Consider the following 14,207-nt stretch of genomic DNA (forward strand, 5'->3'; position numbering starts at 1 on the left):
TGCGGGGCGGGACCGGTCAGCGGGGGTCAGGGTTCAGGAACGCGGGGCGAAGCGGGCGATCGGGTTCTTGAGGGTGCCGACGAACTGCAGTGCGGCGGAGGGGTCGGTGAGGTCGACCATCTGCCGGTTGTTGCGCAGCTGCAGCCGGTTGAGGCAGGACAGCGCGAATTCCTCGGCGAACAGGTCGTACTCGCCGAAGCGGTCGGCCAGTTGAGGGTTGTCGCGCTGGTAGTCGGCGATGCACTCGGCCACCGTGGACCAGAAGGCGTCCTCGGTGAGGGTGCCCTCGGTGGCCAGGGTGGCGCCCAGGAACCGGAAGAAGCAGTCGAAGACGTCGGTGAAGACGGCCAGTACCTTCTCCTCGCGCGGGATGTCCGCGCGGACGCGCTCCACGGCCGGGGGCAGTTCCGCCTCCGCGTTCATCACCACGATTTCCTCGGCCAGGTCCTTGAAGACCATCCGGACCGGGGCCCCGTCCGCCAGCACCATGATGACGTTCTCGCCGTGTGGCATAAAGGCGAGGTCATAGGCGTAGAGGCAGTGCACCAGCGGGGTGAGGTAGGCGTCCAGGTAGCGGCGCAGCCACGCCTCGGGGGCCAGGCTGGAGCGCTGGATCAGTGCGGTGGCGAAGGAGCCGCCGTCGCGGTCGACATGGAGGAGGGAGGCCATGGTGGCCAGGCTCTGGCCCGGCTCCAGGAGGGGCACCGGGCTCTCCCGCCAGAGCGCGGCCAGCATCTTGCGGTAGGGGGAGCCCTTGGCGGTCGCGGCCTCGTACTGCCGGTGGTGGTAGCCGATGGCGGCCCGCTCCCGGATGATGGCCAGCCCGGTGCGCTTGAGCACCTCGTCCGCGTCGATCAGGGCGGCCAGCCAGTCGTTGATGGCGGGGGTGGCCTTCATGTACTCGGCCGAAAGGCCGCGCATAAAGCCCATATTGAGCACCGAGAGCGCGGTCTTCACATAGTGCTTCTCGGGGGCGCTGGTGTTGAAGAAGGTGCGGATGGACTGCTGGGCGAGGTAGCTGTCCTCGCCCTGGCCCAGGAACACCAGGTCGCGACGGGCCACTTCGCCGGCGAAGGTCACCGCCAGCTTGTTCTGCCACTGCCAGGGATGGGCGGGGATGAGGAGGTAGTCGTCCAGGTCCAGGCCCAGGCCGGTCATGGTGGCCGCGAACCGCTCCAGGGTGGCCGGGCCCAGTTCGGCGTGGATCAGCTCCTGGTAGTCCAGGCCGGCGGAGCCGGAGAAGGTGGCCAGTTCACGGCGGGCCGCCAGCCAGACCAGATGGACGGGCGAGGCCGCCTCGGGGGCGTAGGCGTGGTACTCGGCCGCGTCGAAGCCCAGGCGTCCGTTGTTGGCGACAAAGCAGGGATGGCCTTCGGTCATCCGGGTCTCGATCGCCTGGAAGCCGGCGCCGGCCAGTTCGGCCGAACTCACCGGCGTGGCCGCCAGCTTGAAGGCGGAGCCGGCCAGAGTGCTGGAGATCTCCTCCAGATAGACCGGCAGGATCTCGTCGCTCAGGCCGAGGGCGGTGCGCAGCTCGGTGATCAGGTCCACGGCGTCCAGAGGCAGTTCGCGCTCGCCCCGGTGGCGGGTGATGCTGCCGGGGTCGATCCGCCAGTGGTCCAGGGAGAGCAGCTCGGCGGTGAAGCGGTAGACCACCGAACCGTCGTCGCTGTGCACGGCATAGCGGCCGTCCGGCAACTCCTCGGGCGTCAGCAGGCGTTCATGGGAGAACTCGGCGAGGGCCTTGCGCACCAGCAGCCGGTTGGCGTGCTCCCAGTTTTCGGGGGTGAGATGGGCGACGGCGTCGCCGGGGGTGGTGCTGGAGGGCATGGGGCTTCCGTGCTCGCGGGCGGCCAGGAACTGTTCGCGGGTGCAGATGCTCAGCAGGGCGTCTTTCTCCGGTTTGGCGATCGTGCCGACCGGCTGGAAGCCGACCGCCGCGTTGAGCGCGTGCACCTTGGTGTTGCGCACATCGGGCTCCACCACCACCCGGCGGGTGGCCGGGTCGGCGAACAGCAGCTCCATCACCGTGGTGATCACGGCCCGGGTGAAGCCGTGCAGCGGGCTCTCGGTGGGGGCGCACAGGAAGTGCATGCCGACGTCACCGGGCCGGGCCGGGTAGAGGCCGACCAGTTCCACCCGCGCGGGGTCATAGCGCTCGACCAGAAAGGCCGGACGGCCGTTGTGCAGGCCCAGGAACGCCTCGTGGTGGGCATGGGCGTCGATGTCGCGGTAGGCGCGCTCGACGTCCGCCACCGAGGCGTCCCGCATCATCCAGAACGCCGACTTGGGGTGGGTGACCCAGGAGTGCAGCAGCGGGGCGTCGGCCACCGGGTCCAGGGGGCGGATGGCGAACTCGCCGAGCCGCTCATCGGTGCGGGTGAGTGCGGTGATCATGCGGACTTCGCCTCCCGGGCGGCGCTGGGCACGCCGAACTCCTGGAAGGCGATGGACTTCTCCACCGGATAGATCTCGCGGCCCAGCATCTCCTTGATGATCCAGGAGTTGCGGTAGGCGCCCATGCCCAGGTCGGGGGAGGTGATGCTGTGCGCGTGCACCGCCGAGTTCTGCAGGAAGACCCCATTGCCGGTGACGTCCACGCTGTAGTTGCGGGCGACCTCGAAGCGGCCCTTGTCGTCCCAGCGCAGCCGGTCGCCCACCGGCGCCAGGAACTCGGGCACCTGGTAGCGGTAGCCGGTGGCCAGCACCAGCCCCTGGGTGTCCAGGGAGAAGTCGGCCCCCTGCTCCTCGTGGCGCAGGCCGAGGGTGTAGGTGCCGCTGCCGGCGTCGTAACGGGCCGCGGTGAGCGCGGTGTTGGTCAGCAGCCGGGTCGGGGCCGGGCCACGGCGGTTCTTGATGTAGAGCAGATCGAAGATCTCGTTGATGAGATCGGAGTTGATGCCCTTGTAGAGGTTCTTCTGGGAGTCCACCAGGCGGTCCCGGGTGGCCGGGGGCAGCGCGTGGAAGTAGTCCACATACTCCGGAGAGGTCATCTCCAGGGTGAGCTTGGTGTACTCCAGCGGGAAGAAGCGGGGCGAGCGGGTCACCCAGGTGAGCTCATAGCCATGGGTGTCGATGTCCTGCAGCAGGTCGTGGTAGATCTCGGCCGCGCTCTGCCCGCTGCCGACCACGGTGATGCTCTTCTTGGTCTGGAGGGCGGACTTGTGCTCCAGATAACGGGAGTTGTGGATCAGATCCCCGCCGAGGTCCCGGCAGGTGTCGGGGACATACGGCGGCGTACCGGTGCCCAGCACCAGCCGGCGGGTGCGGAAGGTGCGGCGCTCGCCGGAGGCGGTCAGCTCGGCGTGCACCGTGTACAACTCCTCGGCCTCGTCGTACTCGACCAGGGTGACCCGGTGGCCGAAGCGCACACTGGTCAGCTGCTCGGCGGCCCAGCGGCAGTAGTCGCTGTACTCCGCGCGCAGCGGATAGAAGCTCTCGCGGATATAGAAGGAGTACAACCGCCCATTCTGCTTGAGGTAGTTGAGGAAGGAGTACGGCGAGGTGGGGTCGGCCAGGGTGACCAGGTCGGACATAAAGGGCGTCTGGAGCGTGCTGTGCTCCAGCAGCATCCCGGGATGCCAGTCGAAGGCAGCCCGGTCGTCCAGGAACAGGCCGTTGAGTTCGGCGATGGGTTCGGTCAGGCAGGCCAGGCCCAGATTGAAGGGGCCCAGGCCGATGGCGATGAAATCATGCGGGGCTGCTGCGGCGGACACGGTTGCCTTCCCAGTCTCTGGTAGGTGGTTGAAGATTTGGGCGCTCGTCGAAGGGCGCGGAGCGCCTACGCCGCGATCTGCTCGGTAAGGAACCGCTCCGCATGGCCCGCGATCAGATCCAGCACCTCGGCGATGTCACGCGGCGTGGTCTGCGGGTTGAGCAGAGTGAACTTCAGATACTGGCGGCCGTCGACCTTGGTCCCGGCCACCACGGCCAGACCGGAGGCCATCAGTGCCTCCCGGGCGTGGAGGTTGACCCGGTCGGCCAGCACCGGGTCGCTGCCCGGCGCGGGCAGATAGCGGAACACCAGGGTGCTCAGCGTGGGCTCGGTGACCACCTCGAACCGGGCGTCCCGGCGCAGCAGTTCATAGCCCTGTACGGCCCGGTCCACCACCTCGTCGAAGAGCCGGCCGACGGCGTCCGCGCCCATGATGCGCAGGGTCAGCCAGAGTTTGAGGGCGTCGAAGCGCCGGGTGGTCTGCAGCGATTTGTCCACCTGGTTGGGGATGCGCTGCTCCACCATGCGCACCGGGTTGAGGTAGTCCGCGTGGTAGGTGACATGGCGCAAGGTGGTGTGGTCCGCCACGATCAGGGCGCTGGAACTGACCGGCTGGAAGAACGACTTGTGGTAGTCGACGGTCACCGAGTCGGCGCGCTCGATCCCGTTGAGCAGGTCCCGCCGGCGGGATACCAGCAGGCCGCAGCCGTAGGCCGCGTCCACATGGAACCAGGCGCCGTAACGCTCGCACAGCCCGGCGATGGCGGGCAGCGGGTCGATGCTGCCGAAGTCGGTGGTGCCGGCGGTGGCGACCACCGCCATGGGCACCAGGTTCTCCTCGCGCAGCCGCTCCAGTTCGCGCGCCAGGGCCTCGGGCCGCATCCGGCGGTTCTCATCGCACTCGACGGTGATCACGGCCTCGGCGCCCAGGCCCAGCAGGGTGGCCGACTTCTGGACGCTGAAGTGGCCGCACTCCGAGGCCAGAATGCGCAGCCGGGGCAGGATCTCGGGGGTGCGCAGGGCGGTTTCGGAGTTCTTGCGCACCAGGCGGCAGGCCTCGTCCCGCGCCAGCAGCATGGCCTGCAGGTTGGACTGGGAGCCGCCGCTGGTGAAGATGCCGTCCGCGGCCTTGCCGAAGCCGATGCGCCCCGCCGTCCAGTCGATCAGCCGGCGCTCGATCAGGGTGCCGCCCGCGCTCTGGTCCCAGGTGTCCAGCGAGGAGTTGACGGCGGAGAGCACCGCCTCACCGACCACCGCCGGGATCACCACCGGGCAGTTGAGGTGAGCCAGATAGCGGGGGTGGTGGAAGTAGATCGCGTCCCGCAGATAGACCCGCTCCAGCTCGTCCAGGGCGGCGGTCGCGTCGTTCAGGGGCCGGTCGAGGTCTATCTCCGCGATGGCCGGGGCCAGCCGCTCGGGGGTGATGCCGGTGAACGGCCGGTCGGCCTGGGCGAGTCGGGCCGACACCCGGGCGACTCCCTCGGCCACCGAACGCCGGTAGGTCTCCGCGTTCTCGTCGTTGAGCAGATGTGCCCGGTCCGCCGGGGAGGCGGATATCGGCCAGGCTGCCGGGGGTGCTTCGGCGGGGAATGCGGGGGGAGTCACGATGCGCTGCCTCCAGAGGCCAACAAGATCACCAGATGTGGAGTGAGGTTAGCCTAACCTAAGGTTGATCTGGCTGGGTACAAGGGAGGGCTCGTGGGGCTGCCGCGAGTCCTTTGCGTCGGTTGCCGGACGGGTCGTCAGGGGCGCTGGGGCCGCTTGAGGACGGCGGGTGCCGCCTTGCTCAGGGTGGGCCCGGACGTGGTGGTGTGGTGCTCCAGGCTTTGCCATGCCGGGCGCCCTCGGCGCCGTCCGGCCGATGACCGAAACGGTCGCGCCGGCCGGTGAGGAGGCGACCGATGGCCCGTCCGGTGCAGATGACCGCGCGCCGTCGGGCGGCACGGGGGAGGCTTGCCGGCAGGAGCAGCCAGCTGGCGGGAGATGGATATGCGGCCGGTGCGACGGGGTGCCCGAGCCGCGGCGCTCGGTGAGTATCTGCGCGGTGCCCTGTGGGTGCTGCCGGGCACCGCCGGGGCGCTGGCCCTGGTGGTGGGCGCCCTTCTCTCGCGGGTACGGATCCCGCCGCATTCGGTGTGGCGCTCGCTGGCCTTCGCCGGTACCGCCGACGACGCCCGCCAGGCGCTGATCACGATCGCCTCCACCATTGTGACGGTGATCGCGCTGGTCCTCGGCCTGACGATCGTCACTCTCCAGCTGGCCTCGACCCAGTTCTCCCCCCGACTGCTGCGCAACTTCCTGCGCGACCGCCCCAATCAGGTGGTGCTGGCCGTCTTCGTCGCCACCTTCGCCTACAGCACCGCCGGGCTCTACACCGTCCGGGCCGCCGGTGGCGCGGACTTCCCACGGCTCGCCGTCACCGGAGCCATCGTGCTGATCTTCCTCAGTCTCGGGATGCTGGTGTTCTTTGTGCACCACATTGTGCACTCGATCAAGATCGACACGATTATGACCTCGGTCGCGGAGATGGCCGGCCAAGCCGTGCGGGCCTATATCCCCGAGGGTCCCGGCCTCGACCGCAAGGGGCCGGTCCCACCGCCGGAGGCGCTGGCCCTGTCCGCCACGCGCTCCGGCTATGTGCAGACCGTCCACCCCGAGCGGCTGCTGGAGGCCGCGGTGGGTCAGGACGCCGTGGTGGTGCTGGTCCCATGGGTGGGCGACCATATGGTGGTCGGCACGGCGCCGCTGGCTCTGGCCTGGTCGCGCGGGGGCGGCCCGCCGAGGGACGTCGCCGCGCTGGCCCGTGCCCTGAGGCACGATGTGCAGATCGGCTCGGAGCGCACCCTCCAGCAGGATGTGCTGTTCGGCCTGCGCCAGCTCGTCGATATCGCGCTGCGCGCCCTGTCACCCGCGGTCAACGACCCTTACACCGGCGTTCAGACGCTCGACCGGCTCTCGGTGCTCATCAGCGTGCTGGGCGGGCGCACCCTCGGCGATGACATCAGGACGGACGAGGCGGGGGTGGTCAGGGTGGCCGTCGCCGGACCTGCCTTCGCCGACTACCTCGACCTCGCCTGTGGCCAGATCCGTCGCTACGGCGCCGCCGAACCGGCCGTGTGCCAGGCGCTGTTGCGCCTGCTGGCCACGGCGGCCGCCTCCGTCACCGACGCTCACCGCCAGGCCGCGATCACCTACCAGGCCGAACTGGTGCTGGCCGACGCCGAGTCACGTATCGCGCGGCCCGCGGATCGGGTGGTGGCCCGTGAACTCGGGGCCAGGCTCCTCGGTCGGGAGGTGCCGGGATCGGGCTCGGGGTGATGGCTCACCGTCGGTGCGATTCACGGTGCGGGCCGGCTGTGGCTGATCGCGCAGTTCCCCGTGCCCCTTATGGGGCGCCCCGGAGAGCCGCCGTGATTCTCCGGGGCCGGGACTTCACTCCAGCCGCGTGGGGGGCTCGCTCGGTGCCGGTGGCTCCGGGCCGAAGAGGACCGCCCGGGCGATGGGCGGGGCGAACAGCGAGCCGGTCGGGGCGGTGAGCGCCGTCACCTGGCGGAACGCGGTGGCCACCAGAGGATCACCGCAGGCCCGGCGCTGGACCCGGGCGAAGTACCAGTCGACCGGACCGGCGAGTGGACTCGACCGCAGGGCAGTTCCCCGCGCGCCCGGCATCTTGCGGTCCGCACCGGTGGCGATGTCCCACGCCTGCCGGGCCGCGCCGGACAACGCCCGCTGCACCCGTAGCGTGGTGGGCGTACCGTCCGCCCCGCTGAGCGCCTCCCGCAGCGCCAGCGCGCTGAGCGCCGCCACGCTCATGCCCTGCCCGTAGGTGGGGTTGAAGGAGCACAGCGACTCGCCGGTGGCCAGGAAGCCCGCCGGGCGCCGGCCCGGAAGGTCGTAACGGCGCCGGATATTGGCGGTGTTGCGGAAGCCGTGCACCGGGGAGACCGGCTCGGCGGTACGCAGCCACTCGCGCAGCACCGGATGCGGCAGCAGCTCCACGAACGCCTCGAACCCCGCGTGGTCGGTGGGCGGTTCACTGCCGCGCAGCCCGGACAGCAATACGGTCCACAGCCCTCCCTCGGCCGGCAGCAGCAGCCCGGTCCGGATCTGCTGGGGATTGGGCAGGATGCCGCCATAAGGGAATTCCGGCGCGTCGGGCCGCTGCCGGTACAGCCGGGTGGCATAGGCCAGGCCGGTGTCCAGCGTCTCCTGCCGGGGCGGCTCCGCGCCCAGCGCGGCAAGCCACTGCGCGGCGTGGGAGGCCCGGCCCGAGGCGTCCACCACCAGCTCCGCTTCCAGGGCCACGCCGTCCCGCCCCGCCGCACCCTGCCCGCGCTCCCGGATCCGGACCCCGCGCACCCGGGCCGCGTCACCCAGCAGACCCGTCACCTCGGTGTGCTCCAGGACCCGGATCCGGGTATCGGCCAGCACCCGGCGCCGGACCACCCACTCGGTCAAAGGCCGGGTGCCGGTGAGGATATGGGACGTGGCGGCGGTGCGCCGATACCAGTAGCCGTTCTGCCAGCCCACCAGGTCATTGGGGAGGCCCACCCGGGGCGAGCCCTCCTTGACCATCTCCTCGGTGATCCCCGGCAACAGGGTCTCCAGCGCCTGCTGCCCGCTCTCCAGCATCACATGCGTATGCCGGTCCTGCGGCACCCCGCCCCGCGACTCCGGCCCCTGCGGAAACCGGTCCCGTTCGATGACCGTCACCGAGTCCGCGTGATCGGCCAGCACTCGCGCGGCCAGCAGACCGGCCAGGCTGCCGCCGATGACCACCGCCCTGCGGTGTCCCGTCAAGTGCTCGGCCTCACAGGGAACTTGCTCTGTCGCCATGCCCGGTCCCTCCGCTCAACGGTCGGTACCGGGCGATGGTATGCCGGGGCCGGACCTCACCGCCCGTGATCCAGGAAACGCCGCAGCCGCGCCATCGGCCAGGTGTTGATGATGTCCTCCTTGGTCAGCCAGCCGCGCTGGGCCGTGCCCACGCCATAGCGCATATAGGGAAGGTGCGTTATCGAGTGCGCGTCCGTGTTCACCGCGAACTTCACCCCGTGCCGCTTGGCGCGCAGGATGTCCTCGTCGCACAGGTCCAGTCGCTCCGGATGGGCGTTGATCTCCAGCGCCGTGCCGGTACGCGCACAGGCGGCGAAGACCGCGTCGAAGTCGGCGTCGATGCCCGGCCGTTTGCCGATCAGCCGGGTGGTGGGATGGCCGATGATCTTCACATGGGGGTTCTCGCAGGCTCGCAGCAGGCGTTTGGTGAGCTGCTCCCGGCTCTGGGTGAAGTGCGAGTGCACCGAGGCCACACACAGGTCGAACCCGGCCAGGAACTCGGCGGGCCAGTCCACCTCGCCGTCCGGGCCGATGTTCAGCTCGGTGCCGTGCAGCAGGTGCACCTTACGGTGCCTGCCGTCGAGTTGGCGTACCCGCTCGCGCTGCGCCAGCATCTTGGCGTCGGTCATCTGCTGCATGGCCATGTCCGGGGCGTGATCGGTCACCGCGTAGTACGCATAGCCGCGCGCGGCGGCCGCGGCCACCATGTCCTCCAACGAGGCCACCCCGTCGGTGAGATCGGTGTGGGTGTGCAGATCGCCGCGGATGTCCTCCTCGGACACCAGGGTGGGCAGCGCATCGCGCAGGGCGGCCGCGACCTCGCCCCGGTCCTCGCGCAGGGTCGGCGGGATCCAGGGCAGGCCGAGGCGGGCGTAGACGCTCTCCTCGGTGCGGGAGGCGAGGTTGCGGCCGGTCTCGGTGTGGAAGAGGCCGTACTCGGAGAGCTTGAGCTTGTGCCGTACGGCCAGTTCACGGATGCGGATGTTGTGCGCCTTGGAGCCGGTGAAGTACAGCAGGCCCGCGCCCCAGGCGCCCGGCGGCAACACCCGCAGATCCACCTGCAGGCCCTTGGCGGTGCGGATGGAGGTCTTCTTGGCGCCCCGCGCGATGATCTCGGCCGTGTCGGGCAGGGCCGTGATGGCTTCCATAAAGGCGGCCGAACGCTCGGCCGCCACCAGGATGTCGATATCGCCGATGGTCTCCCGCATCCGCCGCAGCGACCCGGCATAGGTGCAGCCCTGGCAGCCGGGCACCTCGGAGAGCGCGGCCACGATCTGTTCGGCCGTCTCCATGGCGGCGCCCAGCAGGATGCGTCCGCCGGCCTTCTGCAGCAGGGCGATGCCATGGCGGATGTTGTCCTCGGTCTTCTCGCCGAACCCCTTGAGGTCGCGGAGGCGTTCGTCGTCCAGGGCGTCCAGCAGTTCCGCCACCGAGGAGATGCCGAGTTCCTGGTGCAGGACCAGGGCCTTCCTGGGGCCCAGGCCGGGGATGGTGATCAGCTCCCGGACGCCGGCCGGGATCTGGGCCCGGGCCTCCTCCACGGTGGAGACCTGGCCGGTGCGCAGAAACTCCACGATCTTGTCGGCGATGGACTTGCCGACGTTGGGGACCCGCAGGCCCTTGTCATCGAGCTCGGCCACATCGGTGGGGAAGCCGTCGACGGCCCGGGCGGCCTTTTCATAGGCGCGCGCCTTGAAGGCATCACCGCCGGTGATCGCCAGCAGGTCGGCGTACTCCTGCAGGAGCGCGGCGACCTCCGCGTTGGAGCGGGCCATGGGTTCAGCCTGCCACTGCCCGAACGGGTGTGCAGCTTCTGCGGTGGTGCGCATGCCGTGTCAGGGTGAGGGAATCCGAGTCCCGACCCGGCTTCCGGCGAATCCGACGAAGACGAACCCGAAGGAGCAGAACATGCCCAGGGGATCGAGCGCCAAGCGTGAGCGGCAGTACGAGCACATCAAGGACAGCGCCCGGGAGCGCGGGGCGAGCGACAAGCGGGCCAAGGAGATCGCGGCGCGCACGGTGAACAAGGAGCGGGCCAGGAGCGGTGAGTCCAAGACGGCCAGCCGCACCTCGACCCAGGACATCTCCTCGTCGCGGCGCGGCGGTCTGCGCTCCCGGTCGGGGGCGCAGGGGCCGACCAAGGACCAGCTCTATGCGGAGGCCCGGAAGAAGAACATCCATGGGCGGTCGGACATGAACAAGGAAGAGCTGCGGAAGGCGCTGGGGCGCTGACCTGGCCTGCTCAGCGGGCGCCGTGGGCGGCGAGCAGCCCCAGGACGCCGTCCACCGCTTCGGTGAACGGCCCGGTCGAGTCGGCGGCGCGGGCCAGCACATAGCCGCCCTGGAGTACGGCGACGATCGCCGAGGCGGTGGCGGCCGGGTCGATCGTGGGGCTCAGCTCGCCCCGGTCGCGCCCTTCGGCCAGGACTCCGGCCAGCCGGGCGCGAAGCCAGGCGAAGGTCTCCTCCACCGGGCGGTGCAGAGTGGCGTCGGCCATCACATCGGGATCCTGGGTGAGACGGCCCAGCGGGCAGCCCTTGAGGACATCGCGTTCACGCCGCAGATAGGCGCTGATCCGGTCGACCGCCGTGCCGGGCACGGCCAGCTGGGCGTCGATCGCGCCCCGCATCTCCTCGGCGGTGCGGCTGATCGCGGCGAGTGCCAGGGCGGGCTTGCCGTCGAAGTGGTGATACATACTGCCCTGTCCGGCGCCGGCCCGCTGCTGGATGGCCTTGGGGCTGGTGCCCACATAGCCGCGTTCCCACAGCAGCTCGCGGGTGCTCTCGATGAGGCGTTCCGATGTATTCACCCCAGTAAGCGTACGTACTAGTAGGTACGCTGACAACTCCCGTCCGGTGCGGCCGGCTTTATGAGTCAGCCGAGGGATTTCAGGGCGGCCCTGGTGGTCTCCGCGATCAGGGCGTCATCCGAAGCGGCATTGGCCTTGCCACGGTCGGACAGCACCACGATGACCACCGGACGGCCGCCGTGCGGCGGCCAGGCGACCGCGATGTCATTACGGGTGCCATAGCCCCCGTTGCCCGTCCGGTCGCCCACCTTCCAGCCCGTGGGCACCCCGGCCCGGATATAGGGGCCCCCGGTGGTGTTGCCCACCAGCCAGTCGGTGAGCAGCCGTCGGCGTCCGGGGGAGAGCACATCGCCGAGGGCCAGCCGGCGCAGATCGCCGGCGAGGGCGCGGGGCGTGCTGGTGTCCCGGGTGTCACCGGGGGTGGCCTCGTTGAGGGCCGGCTCGGGGCGGTTGGTGTTGGTCGTGGTGTCGCCGAGCTCGCGCAGCTGCCGCTGCAGGCCCGGCGGGCCGCCGAGGTGGTCCAGGATGAGATTGGCCGCCGTGTTGTCGCTGTACCGCATGGCCGCGTCGGCCAGATCGCGCAGCCGCATACCGGTGTCGGTGTGCTGGGAGGTGACCGGTGCCCACTTCTGGAGGTCCTTGGGGCCATAGGTGACCACCTTGTCCAGGTCCGCGTCGGAGGTCCGGCGCAGCAGGGCGCCGACGGCGAGGGCCTTGAACGTCGAGGCATGCGCGAATCGTTCGTCCGCGCGGTAGGTCACCTGCCGGCCGCTGCCGGTGTCCAGCGCATACAACCCCAGCCGGGCGCCGAAGCGTTGCTCAAGCCCCTTGAAGGAGGCGGTGGTTGGGGCGGTGGTGGCGGTGCGGGATGGCGCCGGTGCGCCGGACTGGCCGGTGTCGCATCCGATGAGCAGGGTGACGGTGAGCAGGGAGGAGGCGGCCGACAGGGCTGTTCGGGATGGGGTGTGGAACATGGCGGACAGCCTGCCGCCAGGGATCTGATGCGCGCAAAGACGGAATTGATGGCTGCCATGCGTTTTCGGCATAACATGGGGCGATGGACTTGGTGGGGGCGTGCCGGGTATTCGTCAGGGTCGGTGAGCGAGGGAGCTTTACGCTGGGCGCGGCGGCGGCCGGGGTGCCGCAGCCGGTCGCCAGCCGGCGCGTCGCCGCGCTCGAAAAGCACCTGGGCGGGCTGCTGTTCGACCGGTCCGGCCGGCGCGCCGTGCTGACCCCCTTCGGACGGGATCTGCTCCCGTCCGCGAAGCGGCTGGTCGAGCTCGCGGACGCGCTGGAGTGCGACGCCGAGCAGGCCAGGCTGCGGCCGCTGCCGATGGCGGTCCCCGAGATCTGCCCGGTCCGGCGGCTGGCGGCGCTGGAGGCGGCGGCCCGGGAGGCGGGCATGGTGCTGGGCTTCCGCACCGCGGGCCCCGCCGCCCGGACGGAACTGCTCAGCGCCCATGAGGTGCGCCTGGCTCTGGCCGCCGTCCCGCCGGACGGGGCCACCTGGACCGTCCCGCTGGGCGTGGCCGGCGTGGCCCGTACCGACGGCCGGCCGCTGCGCATCGAGACGCTGCGGTCCCGGCAGGCGGACACCTTCCGGCGGATCTGGATCCAGCCGGAGGACGACCTGCCCCATATCCGGGACCCCCTGGAGCAGTTGGGCCATCGCGCCGCGCTGCTGCCCGCGCAGATCGCGGTGGCGGCCTCGCTCACCGCCGCCGTGTCCGAGACCCTCCGCACCAAGGCCATGCTGCTCTGCTCGGCCGCCCAGGCGGAGGAACTGGGCCTGTTCTGGCGTCCGTTGGCGGGCCGGCCCCTCGCCCGTGGCTACCGGCTGTGCGCCGGCGGCGGCGAGGATGTGCGGCGGGTGAGCGGGGAACTCCGGGAACCGGTCGCGCGCTGCCTGGGTGTACCGGCCGGTGAAGGGGAGCGGCCATGAACGCCCAGCGGGCCGTCCGGCGGCTGCGGGCGCTGCTCAAGGACGGCGGGCTGTCCGGCTCGTTTCTGGTCCGGGACCTGGCCACCGGTGCGGAACTCGGCATCGCCCCGGATGTCGAACTCCCGCTGGCCTCGCTGGTCAAGGTGCCGCTGGCGCTGGCCGTGCTGGAACGCGTCCGGGACGGGCGGATCGACGGGGCCGCCATGATCGAGGTGCCGCCCGGAAGGCTCACCTCGGCGGGGCCGGCGGGGCTGAGCAGATTCCGCCACCCGGCCCGGATCGCCGTCGAGGACCTGCTCCACCTCAGCACCGCGCTCAGTGACAACACGGCGGCGGACGCCCTGTTCGGACTGGTCCCGCCCGCCGGGGTCCAGCACACCCTGCTGGACGCCGGCATCGACGGCATCACCGTCCGGCACCCGATGCGCGAGCTCACCGACACCCCGGTGGAGCGGTTCCGGCCGGAGGATGTCCACCTCGCCCAGTCCCTGGCGATCGGCGCCCGCACTGCCGGCCATGGGCACCCGGTCCCCCAACTGGACATCAGCCGCGCCAACTCCGGGACCGCCCGCGCCTGTGTGGACCTCCTCCAGGCGCTATGGGTGCCCGGCCGGATCCCGGCCGAGGTGGCCGCCGGTGTCCGTGCCCTGATGGGCCAGAACGTCCTCCGGCACCGGCTGGCGCCCGACTTCAGCTCGGATGCCGCGCGTTGGTCGTCCAAGACCGGCACCCTGCTCAATCTGCGCCATGAGATCGGGGTGGTGGAACACGAGGACGGTGCACGGTATGCCATCGCCGCGCTGACCGAGTCCACCGTCCCGGCGTCCGTTCAGCCGGCGGCGGAGGCGGTGATGGCACGGGTGGCGCGGGCGTTGCACGATGAGCTCCGGGCGGGGTGAGGGCGC

General features: G+C 70.7%; 11 protein-coding genes and 1 pseudogene. 4 read left to right on the forward strand and 8 right to left on the reverse strand.

Annotated elements, in window-relative coordinates; translation table 11 throughout:
- Positions 1 to 33 precede the first annotated feature (33 nt).
- From ACIHFE_RS20490 to ACIHFE_RS20505, 4 genes and pseudogenes are all read right to left on the reverse strand, one after another.
- The gene (locus ACIHFE_RS20490) at positions 34 to 1,830 is read right to left on the reverse strand and encodes an IucA/IucC family protein (protein WP_400108787.1); all 1,797 of its coding nucleotides are present in this window, start codon (positions 1,828 to 1,830) and stop codon (positions 34 to 36) included.
- Between the two features lie 90 nt (positions 1,831 to 1,920).
- Positions 1,921 to 2,397 (reverse strand): annotated as a pseudogene (locus ACIHFE_RS20495) (GNAT family N-acetyltransferase); the annotation flags it as partial.
- Complete coding sequence (locus ACIHFE_RS20500; RefSeq protein WP_400108534.1) at positions 2,394 to 3,716, reverse strand: lysine N(6)-hydroxylase/L-ornithine N(5)-oxygenase family protein; 1,323 nt, start codon at positions 3,714 to 3,716, stop codon at positions 2,394 to 2,396. The pseudogene ACIHFE_RS20495 and the gene ACIHFE_RS20500, both read right to left, overlap by 4 nt.
- A 65-nt stretch (positions 3,717 to 3,781) precedes the next feature.
- A complete protein-coding gene (locus ACIHFE_RS20505) occupies positions 3,782 to 5,320 on the reverse strand; it encodes a pyridoxal phosphate-dependent decarboxylase family protein (RefSeq protein WP_400108536.1) in 1,539 nt (512 codons plus the stop codon).
- A 393-nt stretch (positions 5,321 to 5,713) separates the two neighbouring features.
- Between ACIHFE_RS20505 and ACIHFE_RS20510 the strand changes: the two genes are divergently transcribed.
- Positions 5,714 to 7,033 carry a DUF2254 domain-containing protein gene (locus ACIHFE_RS20510; protein WP_400108538.1) on the forward strand — a complete coding sequence of 440 codons (1,320 nt, stop codon included), beginning with the start codon at positions 5,714 to 5,716 and terminating at the stop codon, positions 7,031 to 7,033.
- Positions 7,034 to 7,147: 114 nt separating this feature from the next.
- Here the strand turns inward: ACIHFE_RS20510 and ACIHFE_RS20515 are convergent, their stop codons facing one another.
- Together ACIHFE_RS20515 and polX are read right to left on the reverse strand one after the other, a co-directional pair.
- Positions 7,148 to 8,551, reverse strand: a complete 1,404-nt coding sequence (locus ACIHFE_RS20515) for an NAD(P)/FAD-dependent oxidoreductase (protein WP_400108540.1) — start codon at positions 8,549 to 8,551, stop codon at positions 7,148 to 7,150.
- A 56-nt stretch (positions 8,552 to 8,607) separates the two neighbouring features.
- Complete coding sequence (polX, locus tag ACIHFE_RS20520; protein ID WP_400108542.1) at positions 8,608 to 10,326, reverse strand: DNA polymerase/3'-5' exonuclease PolX; 1,719 nt, start codon at positions 10,324 to 10,326, stop codon at positions 8,608 to 8,610.
- Between the two features lie 133 nt (positions 10,327 to 10,459).
- Here polX and ACIHFE_RS20525 point away from each other — a divergent pair, with 133 nt between their 5' ends.
- Positions 10,460 to 10,783, forward strand: coding sequence for a plasmid stabilization protein (locus ACIHFE_RS20525; RefSeq protein ID WP_400108544.1), 324 nt, complete (start codon positions 10,460 to 10,462; stop codon positions 10,781 to 10,783).
- Between the two features lie 10 nt (positions 10,784 to 10,793).
- On the opposite strand, the gene ACIHFE_RS20530 is transcribed toward ACIHFE_RS20525, so the two are convergent.
- Both ACIHFE_RS20530 and bla read right to left on the reverse strand, forming a co-directional pair.
- Positions 10,794 to 11,360 carry a TetR/AcrR family transcriptional regulator gene (locus ACIHFE_RS20530; protein WP_400108546.1) on the reverse strand — a complete coding sequence of 189 codons (567 nt, stop codon included), beginning with the start codon at positions 11,358 to 11,360 and terminating at the stop codon, positions 10,794 to 10,796.
- A 65-nt stretch (positions 11,361 to 11,425) separates the two neighbouring features.
- Complete coding sequence (gene bla / locus ACIHFE_RS20535; protein WP_400108548.1) at positions 11,426 to 12,334, reverse strand: class A beta-lactamase; 909 nt, start codon at positions 12,332 to 12,334, stop codon at positions 11,426 to 11,428.
- An 83-nt stretch (positions 12,335 to 12,417) separates the two neighbouring features.
- Here bla and ACIHFE_RS20540 point away from each other — a divergent pair, with 83 nt between their 5' ends.
- Together ACIHFE_RS20540 and ACIHFE_RS20545 are read left to right on the forward strand one after the other, a co-directional pair.
- Positions 12,418 to 13,302, forward strand: a complete 885-nt coding sequence (locus tag ACIHFE_RS20540; protein ID WP_400108550.1) for a LysR family transcriptional regulator — start codon at positions 12,418 to 12,420, stop codon at positions 13,300 to 13,302.
- Complete coding sequence (locus tag ACIHFE_RS20545) at positions 13,299 to 14,201, forward strand: serine hydrolase (RefSeq protein WP_400108552.1); 903 nt, start codon at positions 13,299 to 13,301, stop codon at positions 14,199 to 14,201. Before ACIHFE_RS20540 ends, ACIHFE_RS20545 begins: the two co-directional genes overlap by 4 nt.
- Positions 14,202 to 14,207 lie beyond the last annotated feature (6 nt).

The organism is Streptomyces sp. NPDC052396 (genome assembly GCF_044593195.1).
In the GTDB taxonomy this organism is placed as follows: domain Bacteria; phylum Actinomycetota; class Actinomycetes; order Streptomycetales; family Streptomycetaceae; genus Streptomyces.

Coding starts and splice junctions, on each gene's coding strand:
- ACIHFE_RS20525 (WP_400108544.1), top strand. CDS start 10,460: ATGCCCAGGGGATCGAGCGCCAAGCGTGAGCGGCAGTACGAGCACATC.
- polX (WP_400108542.1), bottom strand. CDS start 10,326: ATGGCCCGCTCCAACGCGGAGGTCGCCGCGCTCCTGCAGGAGTACGCC.
- bla (WP_400108548.1), bottom strand. CDS start 12,334: ATGTTCCACACCCCATCCCGAACAGCCCTGTCGGCCGCCTCCTCCCTG.
- ACIHFE_RS20540 (WP_400108550.1), top strand. CDS start 12,418: ATGGACTTGGTGGGGGCGTGCCGGGTATTCGTCAGGGTCGGTGAGCGA.
- ACIHFE_RS20490 (WP_400108787.1), bottom strand. CDS start 1,830: ATGCCCTCCAGCACCACCCCCGGCGACGCCGTCGCCCATCTCACCCCC.
- ACIHFE_RS20545 (WP_400108552.1), top strand. CDS start 13,299: ATGAACGCCCAGCGGGCCGTCCGGCGGCTGCGGGCGCTGCTCAAGGAC.
- ACIHFE_RS20515 (WP_400108540.1), bottom strand. CDS start 8,551: ATGGCGACAGAGCAAGTTCCCTGTGAGGCCGAGCACTTGACGGGACAC.